The sequence below is a fragment of the Epilithonimonas caeni DSM 17710 genome, from assembly GCF_000426465.1.
GTDB lineage: Bacteria > Bacteroidota > Bacteroidia > Flavobacteriales > Weeksellaceae > Epilithonimonas > Epilithonimonas caeni.
This window is the reverse complement of the sequence record NZ_KE384527.1, coordinates 485,555-504,943: the sequence shown is the minus strand read 5'-3', so window position 1 is coordinate 504,943 and position 19,389 is coordinate 485,555. Positions and strand designations below refer to the sequence as shown.

Annotated in this window: 19 protein-coding genes; 14 read left to right on the top strand and 5 right to left on the bottom strand. The window is 35.9% G+C overall.

Annotated features, from left to right (window positions below):
• Positions 1 to 3: 3 nt before the first annotated feature.
• The gene (locus K319_RS0117340) at positions 4 to 468 is read left to right on the top strand and encodes a hypothetical protein (protein ID WP_027384754.1); all 465 of its coding nucleotides are present in this window, start codon (positions 4 to 6) and stop codon (positions 466 to 468) included.
• Between the two features lie 448 nt (positions 469 to 916).
• Here the strand turns inward: K319_RS0117340 and K319_RS0117330 are convergent, their stop codons facing one another.
• Positions 917 to 1,291 (bottom strand): helix-turn-helix domain-containing protein, encoded by a 375-nt coding sequence (locus tag K319_RS0117330; RefSeq protein ID WP_027384752.1) that lies wholly within the window; start codon positions 1,289 to 1,291, stop codon positions 917 to 919.
• A 112-nt stretch (positions 1,292 to 1,403) separates the two neighbouring features.
• Here K319_RS0117330 and K319_RS21685 point away from each other — a divergent pair, with 112 nt between their 5' ends.
• From K319_RS21685 to K319_RS0117290, 7 genes are all read left to right on the top strand, one after another.
• Positions 1,404 to 3,137 carry a hypothetical protein gene (locus tag K319_RS21685; RefSeq protein ID WP_051230776.1) on the top strand — a complete coding sequence of 578 codons (1,734 nt, stop codon included), beginning with the start codon at positions 1,404 to 1,406 and terminating at the stop codon, positions 3,135 to 3,137.
• Positions 3,134 to 3,565: a hypothetical protein gene (locus K319_RS0117315; protein WP_027384751.1), complete on the top strand. Its 432-nt coding sequence runs from the start codon at positions 3,134 to 3,136 to the stop codon at positions 3,563 to 3,565. The genes K319_RS21685 and K319_RS0117315 overlap by 4 nt, the downstream gene beginning before the upstream one ends.
• A gap of 30 nt (positions 3,566 to 3,595) precedes the next feature.
• Entirely contained in the window at positions 3,596 to 3,826 is a 231-nt protein-coding gene (locus K319_RS21600; RefSeq protein ID WP_156907129.1) for a hypothetical protein, read from the top strand.
• Positions 3,801 to 4,193, top strand: coding sequence for a hypothetical protein (locus K319_RS0117305; RefSeq protein WP_156907128.1), 393 nt, complete (start codon positions 3,801 to 3,803; stop codon positions 4,191 to 4,193). The genes K319_RS21600 and K319_RS0117305 overlap by 26 nt, the downstream gene beginning before the upstream one ends.
• Entirely contained in the window at positions 4,190 to 4,558 is a 369-nt protein-coding gene (locus tag K319_RS0117300; protein WP_169712679.1) for a hypothetical protein, read from the top strand. Before K319_RS0117305 ends, K319_RS0117300 begins: the two co-directional genes overlap by 4 nt.
• A 71-nt stretch (positions 4,559 to 4,629) precedes the next feature.
• A complete protein-coding gene (locus tag K319_RS0117295; RefSeq protein ID WP_027384748.1) occupies positions 4,630 to 5,205 on the top strand; it encodes a DUF6705 family protein in 576 nt (191 codons plus the stop codon).
• A 50-nt stretch (positions 5,206 to 5,255) separates the two neighbouring features.
• Positions 5,256 to 6,116 carry a hypothetical protein gene (locus tag K319_RS0117290; RefSeq protein ID WP_156907127.1) on the top strand — a complete coding sequence of 287 codons (861 nt, stop codon included), beginning with the start codon at positions 5,256 to 5,258 and terminating at the stop codon, positions 6,114 to 6,116.
• Positions 6,117 to 6,209: 93 nt separating this feature from the next.
• On the opposite strand, the gene asnB is transcribed toward K319_RS0117290, so the two are convergent.
• A complete protein-coding gene (gene asnB / locus K319_RS0117285) occupies positions 6,210 to 7,871 on the bottom strand; it encodes an asparagine synthase B (protein ID WP_027384746.1) in 1,662 nt (553 codons plus the stop codon).
• 498 nt (positions 7,872 to 8,369) lie between these two features.
• Here asnB and K319_RS0117275 point away from each other — a divergent pair, with 498 nt between their 5' ends.
• The 6 genes from K319_RS0117275 to coaE all read left to right on the top strand — a co-directional run bounded on the left by K319_RS0117275 (position 8,370) and on the right by coaE (position 15,005).
• Entirely contained in the window at positions 8,370 to 9,656 is a 1,287-nt protein-coding gene (locus K319_RS0117275; protein WP_027384744.1) for an adenylosuccinate synthase, read from the top strand.
• 277 nt (positions 9,657 to 9,933) lie between these two features.
• Positions 9,934 to 10,470, top strand: coding sequence for a YMGG-like glycine zipper-containing protein (locus tag K319_RS0117270; protein WP_027384743.1), 537 nt, complete (start codon positions 9,934 to 9,936; stop codon positions 10,468 to 10,470).
• 61 nt (positions 10,471 to 10,531) lie between these two features.
• A complete protein-coding gene (locus tag K319_RS0117265; protein ID WP_034672030.1) occupies positions 10,532 to 12,142 on the top strand; it encodes an LIC_10190 family membrane protein in 1,611 nt (536 codons plus the stop codon).
• A gap of 80 nt (positions 12,143 to 12,222) precedes the next feature.
• Positions 12,223 to 13,245 (top strand): Holliday junction branch migration DNA helicase RuvB, encoded by a 1,023-nt coding sequence (gene ruvB / locus K319_RS0117260; protein ID WP_027384741.1) that lies wholly within the window; start codon positions 12,223 to 12,225, stop codon positions 13,243 to 13,245.
• Positions 13,246 to 13,504: 259 nt separating this feature from the next.
• Positions 13,505 to 14,371 carry an MBL fold metallo-hydrolase gene (locus K319_RS0117255; protein WP_027384740.1) on the top strand — a complete coding sequence of 289 codons (867 nt, stop codon included), beginning with the start codon at positions 13,505 to 13,507 and terminating at the stop codon, positions 14,369 to 14,371.
• Positions 14,372 to 14,423: 52 nt separating this feature from the next.
• Positions 14,424 to 15,005 carry a dephospho-CoA kinase gene (gene coaE / locus K319_RS0117250; protein WP_027384739.1) on the top strand — a complete coding sequence of 194 codons (582 nt, stop codon included), beginning with the start codon at positions 14,424 to 14,426 and terminating at the stop codon, positions 15,003 to 15,005.
• 73 nt (positions 15,006 to 15,078) lie between these two features.
• Here coaE and K319_RS0117245 read toward each other — a convergent pair whose 3' ends face one another.
• The 3 genes from K319_RS0117245 to ftsY all read right to left on the bottom strand — a co-directional run bounded on the left by K319_RS0117245 (position 15,079) and on the right by ftsY (position 19,378).
• The gene (locus K319_RS0117245; RefSeq protein WP_027384738.1) at positions 15,079 to 18,009 is read right to left on the bottom strand and encodes a reprolysin-like metallopeptidase; all 2,931 of its coding nucleotides are present in this window, start codon (positions 18,007 to 18,009) and stop codon (positions 15,079 to 15,081) included.
• 114 nt (positions 18,010 to 18,123) lie between these two features.
• Positions 18,124 to 18,381, bottom strand: a complete 258-nt coding sequence (locus K319_RS0117240; protein WP_027384737.1) for a GlsB/YeaQ/YmgE family stress response membrane protein — start codon at positions 18,379 to 18,381, stop codon at positions 18,124 to 18,126.
• Positions 18,382 to 18,424: 43 nt separating this feature from the next.
• Complete coding sequence (gene ftsY, locus K319_RS0117235; protein WP_027384736.1) at positions 18,425 to 19,378, bottom strand: signal recognition particle-docking protein FtsY; 954 nt, start codon at positions 19,376 to 19,378, stop codon at positions 18,425 to 18,427.
• Positions 19,379 to 19,389 lie beyond the last annotated feature (11 nt).

Sequence of the window (19,389 nt, the reverse complement as noted above, 5' to 3'; positions counted from 1 at the left end):
AAAATGAATTTTTTAAGGAATACATTTGGTGTTTTGGCCGGATTGGCTGTGGCCGCTTTCATTATCACATTAGGGATAAAGATAGATTCCTCCTGGGTCACTTACAAGCAGTTTGCACCTTTTGACCACTGGGAGACGTTGTTGCGGTCGGTTCAGAAAAAAGATTCCTTTTTTGTGGCACTTTTGTTCTTTGGAGGGTTGGGCGTTACTTTTGGTGGTGTGGTTACGGCCATGATCGTGAAATATGCCAAGGTAGCATATGCTATTCTGATCGGTTTCATCATGCTGTTCATCGCGATGTTGGATATTATCATTTATCCATATCACCCGGTCTTTTACAAAATATCGATCTTCCTGATATTCTTTCCTTTCTCCTGGATCGGTGGTAAAATAACAGAGATCATTTATAAAAGAAGAGAAAAACGCAAAAAGCAATTACTCACTAAAAATATAAAACCACAAGCGTAAGTTTGTGGTTTTACTTTTAATAGAACCCGCAGACATAGATGCAGTCATAAAAAACGCAAATGGCATGATTACTCACTTAACCAAACAAAACTGCACGATCTGCGGGATTTTCTAAGCTTTTTTCTGGAAAGTTGCCAGCTTCAGGGCATCTTTGATCATCTTGCCGGGGCGGAAGACCGCTGTCACGCTCTTGATGCTGGCTGCGGTAACATTCTTTTCCTTATCTTCTCCTGTGCTGGACCACCGGCCTGTAACGTGAAGTATTCTCCTACATAGACGATCTTGCCATCTGCAACATCTTCTGCAATCTTGGAGAACGTACTTTCTAATACTGCAAGTATATCTGCCTTGGAAACCGTGGACATTGTACCGGCGTGCCTATTGTTTTTAACCACCTCTGCGGAGTCCTGTTCATAGGGTTTGCAGAAGGGGTATTGTTTTATCTTTGTTACTTCTTTAGAAGACCTTCTATAAGCTTGTTCTGGGACTCTATAAGTTTAGCGATCTGCTCCTGATTTCTCAGGATACTCTCCATAAGTTCAGGTGATTGCATATTGAAAGTAGGATTGTATTGATTAACAGCAGCAACTGCATTGTCACTGAAATCACTATTCGTCATAATATTAGTTGAATCACTTAATAGCTCATTCATTTCTACATCCAACTCTTTTGCCATTTTGCTCAGCAATATGGAATTGGGGATGCTCTTGTCGGACTCTATGTTGGAAATGGTACCCTGTGTCACATCCAGCCTGATTGCCAGATCGTCCTGAGACCAGCTCTTGGCCTCGCGGTACCGTCTTACTTTTGTGCCTAAACTCATTTCATTAATATTTTAATCAAAAATATTAAAATATTAATGATATCCCCTTCATTTTTTTTCCATTTTTGTTTTGATATTTTTTTATATTTATAATTTAAAAACACAAACAACGATGAAAAAAACTTATTTATTATGGTTAGCCTGTATGGCGTTCCTTCTTATTGGGTGCAGGAGTGAAGGCATCAATTCGAATGAAACAACAAACGCCCACGAACAGGCCCAAAAATTCAGAGTGGTATCAAAATTTGAAATACCACAGATTATGAATTCTCTTCAATCAAAAACGGATAACTTTAAGATCAGATTGAGAAACAACTCATCTACCTATGGAAAAACAGAAACTATTTTTGGCGAGATTAATACTGATTTTATAACTGAAATTAACGACGGCAATAACACTTATTATACATTTTCTTTAAAACATAATGAGAAAGTCGATGAAGGTAACATCTATAATCTTGAAGTTAAAACTTCTCAAATTGTTGACGCAGAAAGCATAAAGGTGTTTGAATATATACCTACTGCAGAGTGGCTTTCTGACGGAAACAATGATTTTTCAAGATTCTCCGGAATTGTTAATATATACAGTGTTGGAGGCAACTTGGAAAATACGGTAAGTTATATTGCCGGGACAGGCAATTGCCCTCCGCCTCCTGAACCTTGCCCGGATTGCCCTACAACGGGTAATCCCGGTGGTGGAACTGGCGGTGGCGGCGGTACTGATGGAGGCGGAACTCCCGGAGGCGGCTGGACAGGAGGTGGAGGCTCCGGTGGCGGAGGTGGAGGGAGTTGTGGAGGCTTCACATTCTCGCATTACACGACATATACCAACCCAATGGGCGGTGTGGTCATAACTGGGGAGGTATGGGTCAATGGATGTGGGCAGGAAATGTATATTGCATACAAAACAGCAAATAAATCAGATTGCTCCGGCTCCGGGGGAGGCGTCATTACATTATATATACCATCTGTTTACATTAACACCACTCTAACAGCCATTAATAGTACGTATTCACTTACCACGGCGGAAAAGAGTTTTTTGTCCAATCCAAATAATTTGGCGGTGGCAACAAATCTTGCTAATTATCTAAGAGTTAATAACAACCAGCAAGGAGCACAGTTTGTAAAGTGGGCGATTAATTTCTTTATTCAAAACCCTAATACAACTTGGGAACAAATAAATAGCAGTAAGACTTCTTTTGATTCAGATACAGGAGATATTAATAATAATGCTGAAGGTTCTTATGACGAAACTTCGATTGACGACTACAATTTGGATGATCAACAAAATGTTTGGCCAACAATTTCTAATGTTATTTCATTATCTGATTTTGTTGGTTGGAATAGAACCTTACATCCTACTTGGCAATGTTTTCAATACGCAGATGCTCAGATAAAAAAAGTGGGATATACTATATCCGGCTTCTACGAAAAAGATTCTCAAGGAAACAATCAACGATATCAAATTTATACTGAACAAAACGGTGTTAATTTGAATGATTTATACAAAGGTGTAAAATATATAATTCACGCATTATCACAAGGAATTCCTGTAGTGGTTGGCATAGATAACCACCCCGGAAATCCTGGCAACTTAGATAACACAACTGATCATTTTGTGGTGATTGTGGGTATGGGAACTGATTCCAATGGGAAATTTTTCACTTTTTATGATAATGCATCAGGAGTAGATCCTCAAAGCCAGGGAGCTAATCCTAATAACAAATTGTATGTTAAATATCCTGAAAAAATTATTACAGGCATAACTAATTGTAATGATTATAGAGATCATAATACAACTCATAACTATATTATTACACAAATAAGAAAAAGTAAAAAATTATGAGAAAATTTATAGTCTTATTAATTCTATTAAGCTGCAAAGAGAACAAAAAAATAAAAGTGAATCAATCTGCTCCAGTTAAAATTAATAATTATGATAATAAATTATTTGTAAAAGATAATACTAATTCCAAATATTTATTGACTCTTCAAGGCTATGATTTAGGAGACTCCAGATATATAAGTTCTTTTGATGAAAAAAATGATAATATTAAATTATTATACAAGAAAAATAATCTAAAAGATTTTAATTCCCTAAAAACTTTTAAAAGTATCAAGGGAGATACATTATATACATTTCCTTTATCGGAGCAAAACCCCAATAAATTGTTTGTTAAAGATTATAAAAATAATATTTTACATAATTTTTACTTGACCATATATTTTGATAAAATATATGGTCAAGTAATTATTATAGACAGTATAAGATAATAAACGATGGCGAACCATCTATAACTGAGGATGAACAACAATAACTCTTTATGTAGTTATGACAGCACTAGTTATGGTGACTTTAATCCACAACAAGAAAGTTGGCCAGCAATTTCAAATATAATTGCTGTATCTGATTTTATTGGTTTTGGTTTTTCGGGTATTCCTAGAAATTGCATGGATTATGCAAAAGCACAAATTGCAAAAAAAGGATATCAAATTTCAAATTATTTTGATGTCGGACAAACATTTAATCTATAAAGAACAAACTGGCGTAAACTACTCTGAACTAAATAATGGGATAAGTTATTTAAAGTATGCTCTATCTAATGGTATTCTTGTAATTGTTGGAATAAATAACAAAATTGGAACCTCTAATCCTGCAACAGATAATACAACTGACCACTTTATTGTACTTGTAGGGATGGGACAAGACAGCCTTGGAAAATATTTTTCTTTTTATGATAATGCCAGCGGATATCCTATACAAGGGGCAAGTACATTCAATAAATTGTATTATAATTCCATTAGTGGAAAGATTTCAGGTCAATCAGTGACAGATTATGCGCAAACTCCACCACATCATGAATACATAATTACTCAAATAAGAAAAAGTAAAATCAAATGAAAATCTTATATATAGTTCTTTTTATTCCGTTTTTATTTTCTTGTCAAAAGAAAATGAAACAATTAATAAGTAAGAATGTTGTTGTAAGCGATATTGGAAAAATCGGTTTTTCATATCAAGAAATTAAACTCATTAGTAAAGAATTTGGAATTGAAAAAAATTTTTTGACCAGTTGCATATATGTAAACTTTAGAAATGGAACCGTATGTTATCCTATTAATGATAAAACTTTTAATTATGATAATTATGGAACATATCAAAAATTACATTCATTAGGCCACTTTAAAGCAAAAATTTTTTATAAATCAAAAATGATTAATTCTCATAAAATAAATCTCGTTTTTAATATGGAAATCTTAGAATAATTTAGACTTGATAACTTGGATTTGCTCAGAATTCTTAATGATATTGATATTATGGAAATTACAATCATAAAATGAAAAATATACTATTAATAACAGCTTTTCTATTCTCACAATACTTCTATTCTCAAGAATATCCTTTGAATACAAGTCCAAGCGATATACCTAACAATGCTTATATAAAAGATATAAATAATGAATTGAACAAATATGTGGGTTTATGGAAAGGGAGTTGGAATGGAAAAACTCTATACCTAGAATTAAGAAAATTTAAAACATATTCATCAATTCCGGGGGATACGCACCCATATTATGTGGATGGAATTTTAGGTGAAAGAAAAATCATCAATGCTAATGGTGTTATTGAAATAGATAGAATTACTAGCTTCGGCAGTGATGGTGCTGAATTTAGCGGAATGAGTAAAAGTATCAAACCTCCTGGTAGAGACAGACTACTTTTTTTTCCAAAAAATATGTGTAGAAAACAAGCGACGTTGGATATAACAAATTTTACAGGCACACAGATGACCTTGCATTTTGAGTATCTCCCAAGTGCTATAGATGAAAATTGTGTGCATAACGCCTATGTTGACCAATATGGGGATTTTCCTATTAATTTTCCTAAGGATATTACACTGACAAAACAATAGTTATGAGCCTAAGAAATGGGGCTTTCCTTTAAAAAACAGATTAAAAACCATTGAAGAAATTATTTTTATTACTCTTGCTTTCCTCTTCTCTTATGCTTTTTGGACAGGAAGATTCTGATGTTTCAATACATAGCAATACAACCATGCCCATTCCTTACGCAAAAGTCACTTTTGAAGGAAAAGCTTACTATAAAAATACTGATGAAAAGGGAAGGTTAGAGCTAGAGAAGGGAGAAAAGATATTAAGGATAAGAGCAACGGGTTTTGAAGATTTTTTTCCGGAAAAAAATCAAAAGGAATATATACTGACAGCTAAAAAGCCAATTGAAAGTAAAGATGTTATCCCAAAAAATAAAATAAAGATAATTATAGGTAAACTATATAAAAAAACAAATCTTTATGGGGGAGCAACTGATGCGGCTTCAACCCAAGTACAATATATATCCTACAAAAATAATTATCCTGAAACGGCATTCATAAAAAGCATAAGTTTTTTATCATTTTTTTCTACTAAAGAAAAAAAGCAACCTATCATCCTTCGATTGTATAAAAATGACAATGGGCAACCTGGTGAACTTTATGGCACAACAGACTTCATAGCAGTATGTAAACCTGGAAGAAGTATCAATAAAGTTGATCTTTCAAAAAGTAATATCATTTTTCCTAAAGAAGGATTATTTATTGGATTGGAATGGATCAATATTCCCGCTACTGTCTTAAAGTCTGATTATATGAAAAATATTGACGGCTCGTCTACAAGATTAAAGCAATCTATTCTTAATCTTGCGATAGCGTATGAATCAACAGATGAGGACAACAATTTTTGGATTCTATTTGATAATGGCTGGAAAAAATCTAAACCTTTGTCCAAACTCTCTAAAATAAATTTTGAAATAGTAATTTCCGATTAAAAGTGTAATCTATGCTAATAAATACTTTATAAAAATAAAAACCACAAGCCTTGACTTGTGGTTTTCGTGTAGTATAGTTAGTTTAAATAAATTTTAATAAGCTGTTTCGTGAACTTTTACAGCACGTCCACTCGGGTCGTTCATTTTTTTGAAGGCTTCGTCCCATTCCAACGCTACGGGTGTAGAACAAGCTACAGAAGGGACAGAAGGAACACAACTTGCAGCGGAATCGCTCGGGAAATGACTTTCAAAGATCGTTCTGTATCGGTATTCTTCCTTGCTCATAGGCGTGTTGATAGGGAATCTGAACTTTGCATTGGCCATCATTTCATCTGTTACTTCATCTTCGGCAACTTGCTTCAAAGTGTCGATCCAGGAATAGCCAACGCCATCGCTGAACTGCTCTTTCTGTCTCCAGGCGATGCTTTCCGGAAGGATGTCTTCAAAGGCTTTTCTAAGGACCCATTTTTCCATTCTTTCAGGAGTCACCATTTTATCTTTTGGATTGATGGTCATTGCCACATCCATGAATTCTTTGTCAAGGAAAGGAACTCTGCCTTCGATTCCCCAGGCCATCAAAGATTTGTTGGCTCTAAGACAATCATAAAGATGGAGTTTGCCCAATTTTCTCACTGTCTCTTCATGAAAAGCCTGAGCCGATGGTGCTTTGTGGAAATACAGATAACCTCCGAATAGCTCATCAGAACCTTCTCCGGAAAGAACCATTTTGATTCCCATAGACTTGATTACTCTGGCCAAAAGATACATGGGCGTAGAAGCTCTTACGGTTGTGACATCATAAGTTTCCAAATGATAGATCACATCTTTGATAGCATCCAGACCTTCTTGAACGGTATATTTAATCTCGTGATGTACGGAACCAATATGATCCGCTGCTTTTCTTGCTGCTGCCAAATCAGGAGAACCTTCCAATCCAACAGCAAAACTGTGTAGTCTTGGATACCATGCTTCCTGTGTATCGCCGCTTTCTATCCTTTGTCTTGCAAATTTTGCAGTGACGGCAGCAATGATAGAAGAATCCAATCCGCCGGAAAGCAGGACGCCGTAAGGGACGTCACTCATCAATTGTCTGTGTACGGCTTCTTCCAGGCCTTTTCTGATCGCAGTGATATCCGTTTCGTTGTCTTTTACATTTTCGAACTCTGTCCAGTCTCTTTTGTACCATTGTTGTAGCTCTTGCCCGTCTTTGCTGTAAAGGAAATGACCGGGTAAAAATTCTTCGATCTTGTTACAAATGCCTTCAAGCGATTTTAGTTCAGATGCAACATAAAAGCTTCCGTTTTTATCCCAACCCATATATAATGGAACAATTCCCATATGGTCTCTTCCTATTAAATACGCATCGTTTTCTTCATCATATAATGCAAATGCGAAAATTCCATTTAATTTCTCAAGAAAATTTTTCCCATCTCTTCTATACAGGGCCAAGATCACCTCGCAATCAGATTGGGTCAGAAACTCATAATCCGGGAATTCAAGTCTTAATTCTTGGTGATTGTATATCTCTCCGTTTACGGCCAAAGCTACTTTTCCGTCTTTTGTAAATAATGGTTGTTTACCAGATGTCGGATCTACAATAGCTAGTCTCTCATGAGAAAAGATAACATTGTCGTGTTGATAGATCCCGGACCAGTCCGGGCCGCGATGTCTTATTTTCTTAGACATTTCCAATATCTGAGGTCTTATCACTTCATTTTTTTGTTTTGTGTCAAACACACATACAATTCCACACATTTTTTTTATTTATTTTCTGTTTTGATTAAAATTATATGGCAAAAATATACTTACCAATTCAAAAATAAAATTATTTTTTGTTTTAATGTTTGAAATTTAATTTATTTTACGATTTTGATTAAATATTTTCTTTTTATAGGTGGGAAATGGTAATTATTATTGATTTTTTATATAAATTAAAATTTGTAGCCTGATTTTAAGATAAGGATAGGCTTGAAATATTGATTTTAGCAAATTTTTTAAACAAATATTTATTTTTTTTATTAAAACTGATTTTTTTTAGTTGTAGATTAGAAAAATTGTACGATTTTTGCAACGAAAATTGTATTGTAAATGCGAAATGGTCTTCGGAGCATTTCAAATTGCATTTATGATTTTTTTTCATCATTTGTGTTTTTGCCCTCTTATTCATAGTAAGAGGGTTTTTTGTTTTGTATGATTTTGCTAGGCCATATTTATAGTATAACTTTGCAAATAATCTAAAAAAAGTAAAAAAATATGTCAACTTACGTAGTTGTAGGTCTTCAATATGGGGACGAAGGAAAGGGTAAGATCACAGATGTTCTATCGGCAAAATCTGATTATGTGGTACGTTTTCAGGGGGGTGATAACGCTGGTCATACGGTGTATGTCGGTGATGAAAAATTTGTATTGCATCTTTTACCTTCTGGTGTTTTACAATGCAAAGGGAAATGTATTATTGCCAATGGAGTAGTTGTAAATCCAAAAGCTTTTATCAAAGAGATCGAGCAGATTGAGAGCAAAGGACTGAAAACAGACCATGTTTTTATCAGCAGAAGAGCACACGTTATCATGCCTTACCATATTTTGCTGGATACCTATAGAGAAGAAGAACAAGGGGGAACGCAGATCGGAACGACTAAAAAAGGAATCGGACCTTGCTATGAAGATAAGATCGCAAGAGTCGGGATCCGAATGGTCGATCTCCTAAATCCTGAGGTTCTGAGAGAAAAGATCGAAAAGAATTTAAAGACAAAAAATTCACTTTTTGAAAAATATTTTGAAAAACCAACATTGGATGTTGAGGAGATCTATCAGGAATTTTTAGCTCTGGGTGAAAAACTGAAAGACAGGATTGTTGATACAGAACTGGAGATCAATGAGGCGATCAACGAAGGGAAAAATATCTTATTCGAAGGAGCTCAGGCGTTGATGCTGGACATCGATTTTGGAACTTATCCTTATGTGACTTCTTCTTCGCCTTCTACGGGCGGTGTTTGTACCGGGGCAGGTGTTCCCCCGACTGCTTTGAAAAATCTTATTGGTGTTGCAAAAGCTTATACGACAAGAGTTGGTAATGGGCCGTTTCCAACAGAATTGGATAACGAATTAGGAGAAAAAATCAGACAAATCGGTTCAGAGTTCGGAGCTACAACAGGCAGACCAAGAAGAACGGGCTGGTTGGATCTGGTTTCCCTTAAGCATGCTTGTATGATCAACGGAATCAATAACCTGGTCATTACTAAGTTAGACGTCCTTACGGGAATTCATCCTTTGAAAATTGCTACCAAATATAAAACTGAGGATGGAAAAATCATCGATTATTTCACATCATCTACAACCAAACTATACCATTACGAACCGATCTATGAGGAATTAGAAGGTTGGGATGGAGATATTACCAATGCAAGAACTTATGATGAACTTCCGGCAAATGCAAAAAAGTATATCGAGTTTATCGAAGAGCATCTCGGGATCAACGTTTATTTGGTTTCTGTAGGGCCGGAGCGTTCTCAGAATATTATCAGAAAAGAATTATTTTAATATTAATAACTTCCTACTATATAAACAAAATCCAGAATCTAAATTCTGGATTTTTCATTTGTGTTTCTGACAAAAAATAGAATTTTTTTAATTCTGAAGTCTGTCAAAAAATATTCCTCATGATCTTTTTGTAAGATCTCTTTTTTAGTAACAAGTGTTTTCCGATCCGGTCAGATTTAAACACGATTAACAAATTTTAACTTTTTCTAATCCGTTTTGGAATCATAATTGAAAATGACTAAGTAATAATTCACATTTTGTGAAAAAATAAAAGGTTATGAAAAACTTATTTTTAACAGGAGCAAGTATCATTTTATTATTATCATCATGTAATAAAGATGAGAAATTACAAACTGCTTCTTTGGAACAGCAAAAACTGGATTATCAAGCAAGACAGATTGATATTGAAAAACAAAAATTAGCTATCGAAAAAGAGAAGATCAATTTTGAAAGACAAAAAGACAGTCTCAACAAAGTTGAAGAGCAGAAAGAGCAGGAAAGAAAAGCAGAGGCTAATCGTGTTGCCAGAAAAAGAACTACAAGAAGTTCTTCCTCGGGAAGTGTTGCAAGTAACACATCTTCAGGATCTAGCAGTTCAAGTACGGCCGCAACGTCCACAACCACTCAGAAAAAAGGGTGGAGCAGTGCTGCAAAAGGCACAGTTATTGGTACAGTAGGAGGAGCAGCGGCTGGAGCAATTATCTCCAAAAAGAATCCAGGTCTCGGGGCCGTGATCGGAGGTGTTGCTGGTGGTGCAACGGGTTATACGATTGGACGGGCAGAGGACAGAAAATCTGGTAGAGTACAGAAGTAAATTTTCTTCATATATATTTTAACACGGAAAGATTGCTTATTTTTGGTAAGCAATCTTTTTTATGCTTTTACTTCTAATATCTATAATAGGATTATTGATCATTAATTTCGGAATAGGATCAATTATCAAAAATATTTTAAAAATCGATTGTCAGAGCCTTGCTTTGACTTCTTTTTTTGGGATCTTAAGTATTGCTTTTTTTCAAACCATAATTGCTTTTTTTTCACCATTAAACATTTTGGACGAATCCGTTTTTCTAATTCTTGGATTGATTGGATTTCTTATTTCCCTAAAAAATAAAAATTTTTTCTCTCTCGATTTTAGAAAAAAATTCAATCTTTGGTTTTACTTTTTTTTTACGACCATTATTTTTATCGGTTCATTTTCTCCGTTTTTTTATGACCATTACAGTTATTATAATCCAACCATATCGATGTTGAGAGAAGCTGGACTTGTAAAAGGTGTCTCCAATCTGGATTTATTATTAGGGCAATCTTCGTTTTGGCATATTTACCAGGCTGGTCTTTCAAATATTTTAGACCAATTTCTGCGAATCAACTCTTATTTGTTGATCCTGTTTTTGTTATATGTTTATGAAAGAAGGCAATGGGTCTTATTGGTTTTCATTCCATTTTTTCTAATCTTCCTACAACAGCCAAGTCCCGACCTGTCAACATTTATAATTGCTCTAATTGTTCTAAATGAATTATTAAGTAATACCGACAGGAAACTACTTTTATACCTTTCAATATTTGCGTTTTGTATAAAACCGATCATGTTCTGGTTACCATTATTAGTTGTACTGGAAAGTATTAAAAAAAGAAGCTTCAAATCTCAAATGCTGATTCCGGTTTTTACATTTGGAATTCTATTTATAATAAAAAATCTCTGGCTTTTTGGTTTTCCGGTTTTTCCGGTTTCCGCAATAGATTTTGATTTACCTTGGAAACCCGTTCCGGAGATCCTAACTTATTCTTCTCAAATCGGGTTGATGAAATCTTATGATATGCATTATTCCTATCAGCAGATTCTGGATTTCAACCTTTTGGAGAGGATTTGTCATTGGTTTACTATTGGATTCAAATCTGTTTTTAATATTGGAATCATATTTTGTGTTTTGATTTTAGGATTTTTGGCTCTCAAGAAAAAAGATAGATTTTATGTGATACTTTTCATTTGTATCTTGTTTAAGCTTGTTTTAATTATCATATTTTCAGCTCAATATCGATTTTTTATTGATGTTTATCTGATTACGTTATTTCTTATCTTTAAAAATATTTCCGAGGAGAAAGTGGTTTTCTCATCCATTGTTTTATCAATTTTAGTTTCTACAATTTTCATTTTTCCTGGTTTTGTAAAAGACAAATTCCATATGGGGAAATGGATGTCAGGTTTTCAAATGTCACAATTGATAAGACCCACCGAATTTGAGTCCGAAATACCGAGACACTATCAATTAGGAAATCTGAAATTCAATGCCACAAAAGGATTAATTGATAAAACTCAATTTCCGGCATTGTCTCTTTATTGGTTGAAGACCTATCAATATTATAATATTTTTCCTCAGGCTTCGGATCATGGATTTATTCAGAAAAAATTATCCGAAAAAGAGAAATTTGAACTCCGAAAAATCATTGATGATTTAGAAAGACCTAAATCAAAAATACCTTAAAATTTCTCTATCTTTGAATATCATTTTAATTAATTCAATTTTGTTTTAATTCTTCATTTATAATTATTAATTAACAAACAATGCCAGATTTTTTACATCCTGATAAAGAGAATTTTTCTGAGGACGATTTGATTCAGGAAGAGAAGATCCGTCCGCAGAGTTTCAGAGATTTTGCAGGGCAAAGAAAAACATTGGACAATCTGGAAGTTTTCGTGGCTGCGGCCAAAAACCGGGGTCATGCTTTGGATCATGTTCTTTTGCACGGTCCGCCTGGACTAGGGAAAACAACTTTGTCCCATATTATTGCGAACGAATTAGGCGTTAATTGCAAGATCACCTCGGGTCCGGTTCTGGATAAACCGGGAAGTTTGGCAGGATTACTTACCAATCTTGAAGAGAATGACGTTCTTTTTATAGATGAGATTCATCGCCTGTCACCTATTGTGGAAGAATATCTGTATTCTGCAATGGAGGATTACAAGATCGATATCATGCTGGAAAGCGGTCCCAATGCGAGAAGCGTTCAGATCGGGCTCAATCCTTTTACATTGATTGGCGCTACCACACGAAGCGGGATGCTCACCAAACCGATGCTCGCAAGATTTGGGATCCAAAGTAGATTAGAATATTATAGCATCGAGCTTTTGGGAATGATCATCGAGAGAAGCGCGCGTGTCCTGGGAGTGAAGATCTATGAGGATGCAGCACTCGAAATAGCAAGAAGAAGCCGGGGAACACCCAGAATTGCCAATGCGCTTTTGAGAAGAGTCCGTGATTTTGCCGAAATCAAGGGAAACGGGGAGATCGAGATCAATATCACAAAATTCGCGCTGAATTCCCTGAATGTGGACGAATTCGGATTGGATGATATGGATAATAAGATCATGCGTGTCATGATAGAGAATTTCCGGGGAAGGGCAGTAGGGATTTCTGCATTGGCCACTTCTATCGGAGAAAATCCGGAGACTTTGGAAGAGGTCTATGAGCCCTTTTTGATTCAGGAAGGATTTATCATAAGAACGCCGAGAGGAAGAGAAGTGACAGACAAAGCCTATAAACATTTAGGGATTTCCAGACCGAAAAATCTTGGGGAATTGTTCTAATATGATTATTTTAGACTACTTCGAACCACCTTATTGAGTTTGGGCAGCTTGATCCGCCCCCGTTCCCGCTTTTTTCTTTTTACCAAAAAAGAAAAAGAGCTCCACTCAGGTCGGGCTGCTGCAATTCGATACCTATAATTCAGTATAATTTACTATATTAGTAAAAAACAAAAATTCTTATGAAATCACCTTCCAAGATAAGATTTGACGAAGTCCTGGTGATTCCATAAGACAAATAAAAAATCATAAATAGCTACATATGAAACTCTATCCAATCCAATGTGGAAAATTCAAATTAGATGGTGGTGCAATGTTTGGGATTGTTCCAAAAACGCTTTGGGAAAAAACAAATCCGGCTGATGAAAAAAATCTCATCGAATTAGGAACGCGGTCTCTTTTGGTAGAAGACGGAAAAAAGCTGATCCTGATCGATTGCGGCCTTGGAGACAAACAGGACGAAAAATTCTTTGGACATTATTCACTTTGGGGTGATGATTCCTTAGACAAAAATTTGAAGAGATACGGATTTGTAAGAGAAGATATTACGGATGTTTTTTTGACACATCTCCATTTTGACCACTGTGGTGGTGCGGTAGAGTGGAATGATGACAGATCTGGTTACAGACCGGCATTCAAAAATGCACATTTCTGGACAAATGAAAATCATTGGAAATGGGCAACAGAACCCAATCCGAGAGAAAAAGCAAGCTTCCTGAAAGAAAATATTTTTCCATTGGAAGAAAGTGGACAGCTCAATTTCCTGCCGTTACCAACCACCGGAAATTATGGATTTGCTCCCGATCTGAAAATGGATGTGATCTTCGTTGATGGACATACAGAAAAACAAATGCTTCCGGTTCTTCAATATCAGGAAAAAACAATCGTTTTCGCAGCCGATCTGATCCCTACCGTTGGTCATATTCCACAAGTTTATGTTATGGGTTATGATACGCGACCATTGCTGACAATGGAAGAAAAAGGAAAGTTTCTGAAGCAATGTGTGGACAACGAATATCTTTTATTCTTTGAGCATGACGCACATAACGAACTGGCAAGCCTTAAAATGACTGAAAGAGGCGTGAAACTTGATCAGACATTCAGTTTTAATGAAGTTTTTGGATATTAAATAAATTATGGATATAAAAGATACAATCTCAACTCAAGACGAAGATGTTCCCATACCCAAGATAATTGGATTAACAGGTGGGATTGGTTCAGGAAAAACATCAGTTGCAAAGATTTTAGAAGAAAAAGGGTTTCCGGTATATTATTCTGATGATGAAGCAAAGAATATTGTCAACAAAGATCCTATTCTGAAAGAGAAAATTATCGGACTATTAGGAAATGGGGCCTATTCCGACGGAGTTTATAATAGAAAATATGTAGCGGAAAAAGTCTTTAATAATTCTGAATTGCTGGAAAAATTAAATCACCTGATCCATCCTGCTGTAAGAATCGATTTTGAAAAGTGGGTGGCTTCCCAGAATTCTGAATTTGTTTTTAAAGAAACGGCTCTTCTTTTCGAGCTTAAATTAAACCAGCAATGTTACAAATCTCTTTTGATTACTGCGGATGATAATCTCAGAATCAAAAGAACGATGGATAGAGATAATAAAACTTATCGTGAGGTCGAAGCCATTATACTGAAGCAAATGCCTGAAAAAGAGAAATGTAAATTAGCTGATTATATCATTTATAATAATTCTGATTTCGAAAGTTTACAAGTTGCAACAGAAGCTTTTGTTAATGAACTTAATTAAAAATTAATTTTTATCTCATAAAAAATAAAAACCCCGAATATTATTCGGGGTTTTCTATGTATAGAATTAGTGATTAATTCTTGATGAATTTGGTTTGAGATTTCTCTCCATTAGATTCTAATGATAAGATGTAAACACCTTTTACCAATTTAGAGACATTTACTTTACCATCTGTTGTCCCTTGATTTATCAATTGTCCACCTACAGAATAGATTTCAAACTTAGTTTTAGTAGAAATATTAGAAATATTAATTATATCTACTGCAGGATTTGGATAAATGCTAATATTATTTTTCTTAATATCCGTTACTGCCAGATTTTCAGAGATTTTTACAGAATAATCTTCTACCTCACCATAAGTGAAAGATGCGCAAGGGCCTGTTGGAGCTGTATTGTATCTCATAATGACTCTCATTCCTACAGTCTTGTCTCCAGTGTATGCAGTAGAAGGAACCGCAAAAGTAGCAGAAACTGTTGCTGTTGTACTAGCGGCACTTGTCATTACCTTCTCAGAATCTTCATAAGTTCCGTTTCTGTTAAAATCGATCCAAACAGCTACAGCTTCACTGTAAGTTGTTCCTGTCCATGCTTTTGTTACAGCGACAGTGTTTCCAGTAGAACCTTTAACCAACTGAACTAATCTTGTATTATCAGATCCATAGTTAGTATAATAACCCGCTCCGGAATTACTTGTCATAACTGAACCTCCGTTAGCTGGAGTTACTACTACTTTGGAGATATATTCATCAGAAGAGTCAGAAGAAGTAACAGAGCAATAAGTCAAACCTATAGTTCTGAACGTTTTACTGGAATAGGTTCCCGTAGTTCCACTACAGATAGATGCAACTTCTACATTGTATTCTGTGTCTTCTTCCAATTGAGTAATAGTATACGTATTTGTTGTGATGCCATTTACAACAGTCCAACTTGCATCTGTGGCTTTTTTGTATCTTAATGAATAAGTTGCATTTGCGATCGCATCCCAGTCTACTTTTGCATCAGTCTGTGTGATATTAGACACCGCAACTCCTGCAGGTGCCGTACCATCACAATTTACCATTGCAGATACATTCACTTTTCCAACAGCGTAGAACACATTGTCGATTGCGGATACTCTGACAATAATTTGTGAGTCTGTAGGGATACTGGAAAAGCTTAATGCCTCTGAACCGTCATTGGGAGTCGATGGTATCAAGTCTATCCAAGTCGTGCCATTATTTACAGTATAATCTATTTTAACATTCGATACGTTATATGGCGCAGCATTCGTGTTCACTACATCCCATGTAAAGGTCGATGGAGCATTATTGTAGACTTTGGTGGTATTTACCTTGAAAGGACCATCACCTCCAACTGTAATTGTTTGAGCCCCAATTTGAGTCTGTTGCTGAGTTATGTCGGCATTGTTATCTCTTACTGTTACGCGGAAGTTCATTGTTCTCGCAACATTCGATACGGCTTCCCAATCTGTAGCACTCGACAAAGTTCCATTTAAAACATTGCTTAGTTTAGGAAAATATCTATAAGGCAGGGCAGAGCCTGTGAGAGATCTGAATTTTGGCCCTGCAGTATTGTTTCCGGTAACAGTTGTTATTGCACTGGTTGCTCTATCATATTCTTCCCAAGTGTAAGTCAGCGGGTCGCTTTCGGCATCCGTAGCAGAAGCTGTTAAAACAAATGCTGTTCCTTTTGGAATTGTTTTATTTGCTAAAGCAGCAACAACCGGAGGGGTATTGGTTATTGTAGTATTAACATCGCAGCTTTGAGTGTTGACATAAGTTTGAACCTGCTCTATGCTTCTGACATGGAAATATGCATCAGAATGTGCCTGTACATCTGCACTTGTAATACCTGCGTATCCCATGATCGTAGAACCGGAACCTGGCTCCATGTGGGCAGTATTATAAGGTGCAGATTGAATGCCATGTGAGAACGTATGGTCAGCCCCAAACTGATGCCCCATTTCGTGAGCTACATAATCGATATCAAAGTTATCTCCTTCTGGTCCACCTGATCCCGGAGACGTGAAAGCCGATCCTTTGGCTTCTTCATCAGAATTGCTAGAAGGATTTCGGCAAACGTTGCCGATATCTCCTGCGCTTCCACCGCCTCCCGAGCGGCCAAATAAATGACCTATATCGTAGGCTGCATTACCGATAACAGAAGTTAATGTTTGCTGGATTTCAAGATTCCAAGCTCCAGCAGCACCTGTAGAAGCATTGGAATATGGATCGGTAGCTGCATTGGTGTAGATCAATTGAGGAAAATCCTGTACATTCATATGAATGGCAAAATCTTTCTCAAAAACACCATTCACTCTGGTCATTGTAGCATTGATGGCTGCTGCTGCCTGAGGAACACCTCCAAAATATGTCGTATATTCCCCTGTTACAGAAATAGCAAGTCTATAAGTTCTGTATTTTTTATCACTTGCCTTGCTGAAGTTGGTAACATCATGCGTGAAATCTGTAGAATTAGATAGATCTGCGAGTTGTTTCTTGCTCAACAAGGATTCGGATGTGGTACATTCAAAAGCTTTGCCTTCCGACCTTTTATTGGTCTTTGGGAAAACGCCATAAACAGATTTATCTTTGTTCTGTGGTTCAATAAACTCATATTGCCCATTTCTGAACATCATAGATTGGAAATCATATGGAGATATACTGAATCTCACATAGACAGTTGGGTCATCTAATTTTACACCCGTATAAGATCCTAGCTGATAACGATCAGCCATGGATTTTTCCACAACAGGTAGACTGTAAACGGCAAATTTCTCTATTTTACCTTCCAAGGTTGGTAAATTGATAATGATCGCTTTGCTGTTTTTTCCTGTCTCTTGGGCGTTTGCCAATTGTGATCTAATAGCATCGATGTCCAATGCATAATAATTGGTAACCTTTGTTTCGCGTAATTTTTCTCCTTTCATAGAAGTAGGACTCCATTGTGCCAAGGCACTTGTGACCATTCCTAATGAAAAAAGAGTAGTAAAGATTTTCTTCATACTTTAATTTAATTTTAAATCAAATATATGTGATTTTATTATTAAAACAAAAATGCATCAGTGATTCTGATACATTTTTGTTATTTTCATATAATTTCAATTGAAAAAATTCACCTATTTTTTAGTGACCATTCTATATAAGAATAATAGTAATATAGATCCTCCAATTGCTAGAAGCCAGCTTTTAGGGCTCCAGAAAGAATCAACATCACCCCAACCCAGAACATAAGTTCCGATTGCCCCGCCAAGGAAAGAGCCTACGATTCCAATAATGATTGTTACAATCCAGCCTCCGGGATCATTTCCAGGATGAATGGCTTTTGCGATAGCTCCAGCGATAAGGCCGAAGATGATCCAAGTTAAAATACCCATAGTTTAATTTTTTTAATGTTAATATTAAGATCAAATGATTTTGTTATCTCTTCTTGAAAAATGAATTAACAAATTCCATACCATTAAAAATCTGAAGATCTTGGATCTTTTCACCTACACCGATATACTTCACGGGAATTTGAAATTGATCGGAAATGCCAATTACGACACCACCTTTTGCTGTTCCGTCTAATTTTGTTACTGCCAACGCTGTGACTTCTGTTGCGGCTGTGAATTGCTTTGCTTGTTCGAATGCGTTCTGTCCGGTAGAGCCATCTAGAACCAGTAAAACCTCATGTGGAGCATCCGGAATTACCTTTTGCATCACACGTTTTATTTTGGAAAGTTCATTCATTAGATTCACTTTGTTGTGTAATCTTCCTGCTGTATCTATGATCACAACATCTGCATTTTGGGCAACTGCAGATTGAACTGTATCGAAAGCAACAGAAGCCGGATCCGATCCCATCTCTTGTTTTACGATAGGAACGCCGACACGTTCACTCCAGATTACTAATTGATCCACGGCTGCGGCACGGAAAGTATCTGCAGCTCCCAAAACGACTTTCAATCCTTGAGATTTAAATTGATGGGCGAGTTTTCCAATGGTTGTGGTTTTGCCAACACCATTTACGCCTACAACCATTATGACATAAGGTTTTTTACTTGTATCGATATTGTCTGTGTCTAGATGTGGATTGTCCAAAAGAAGACCAGTGATTTCTTCCCTAAGGATGTTATCGAGTTCGCTGACGTTGACATATTTATCTCTCGCCACTCTTTCTTCGATTCTTTTAATGATTTTGATTGTAGTTTCTGCACCTACATCAGAAGCGATAAGAATTTCTTCCAGGTCATCCAGAACTTCGTCATCAACTGTACTTTTGCCAACAACAGCTCGGGATATCTTATCAAAAAAACCTTGACTGGATTTTTCCAAACCTTTATCAAGCGTTTCTTTATCTTCTTTTTTGAATATTTTTTTGAACCAACTCATTTTAGTTATAA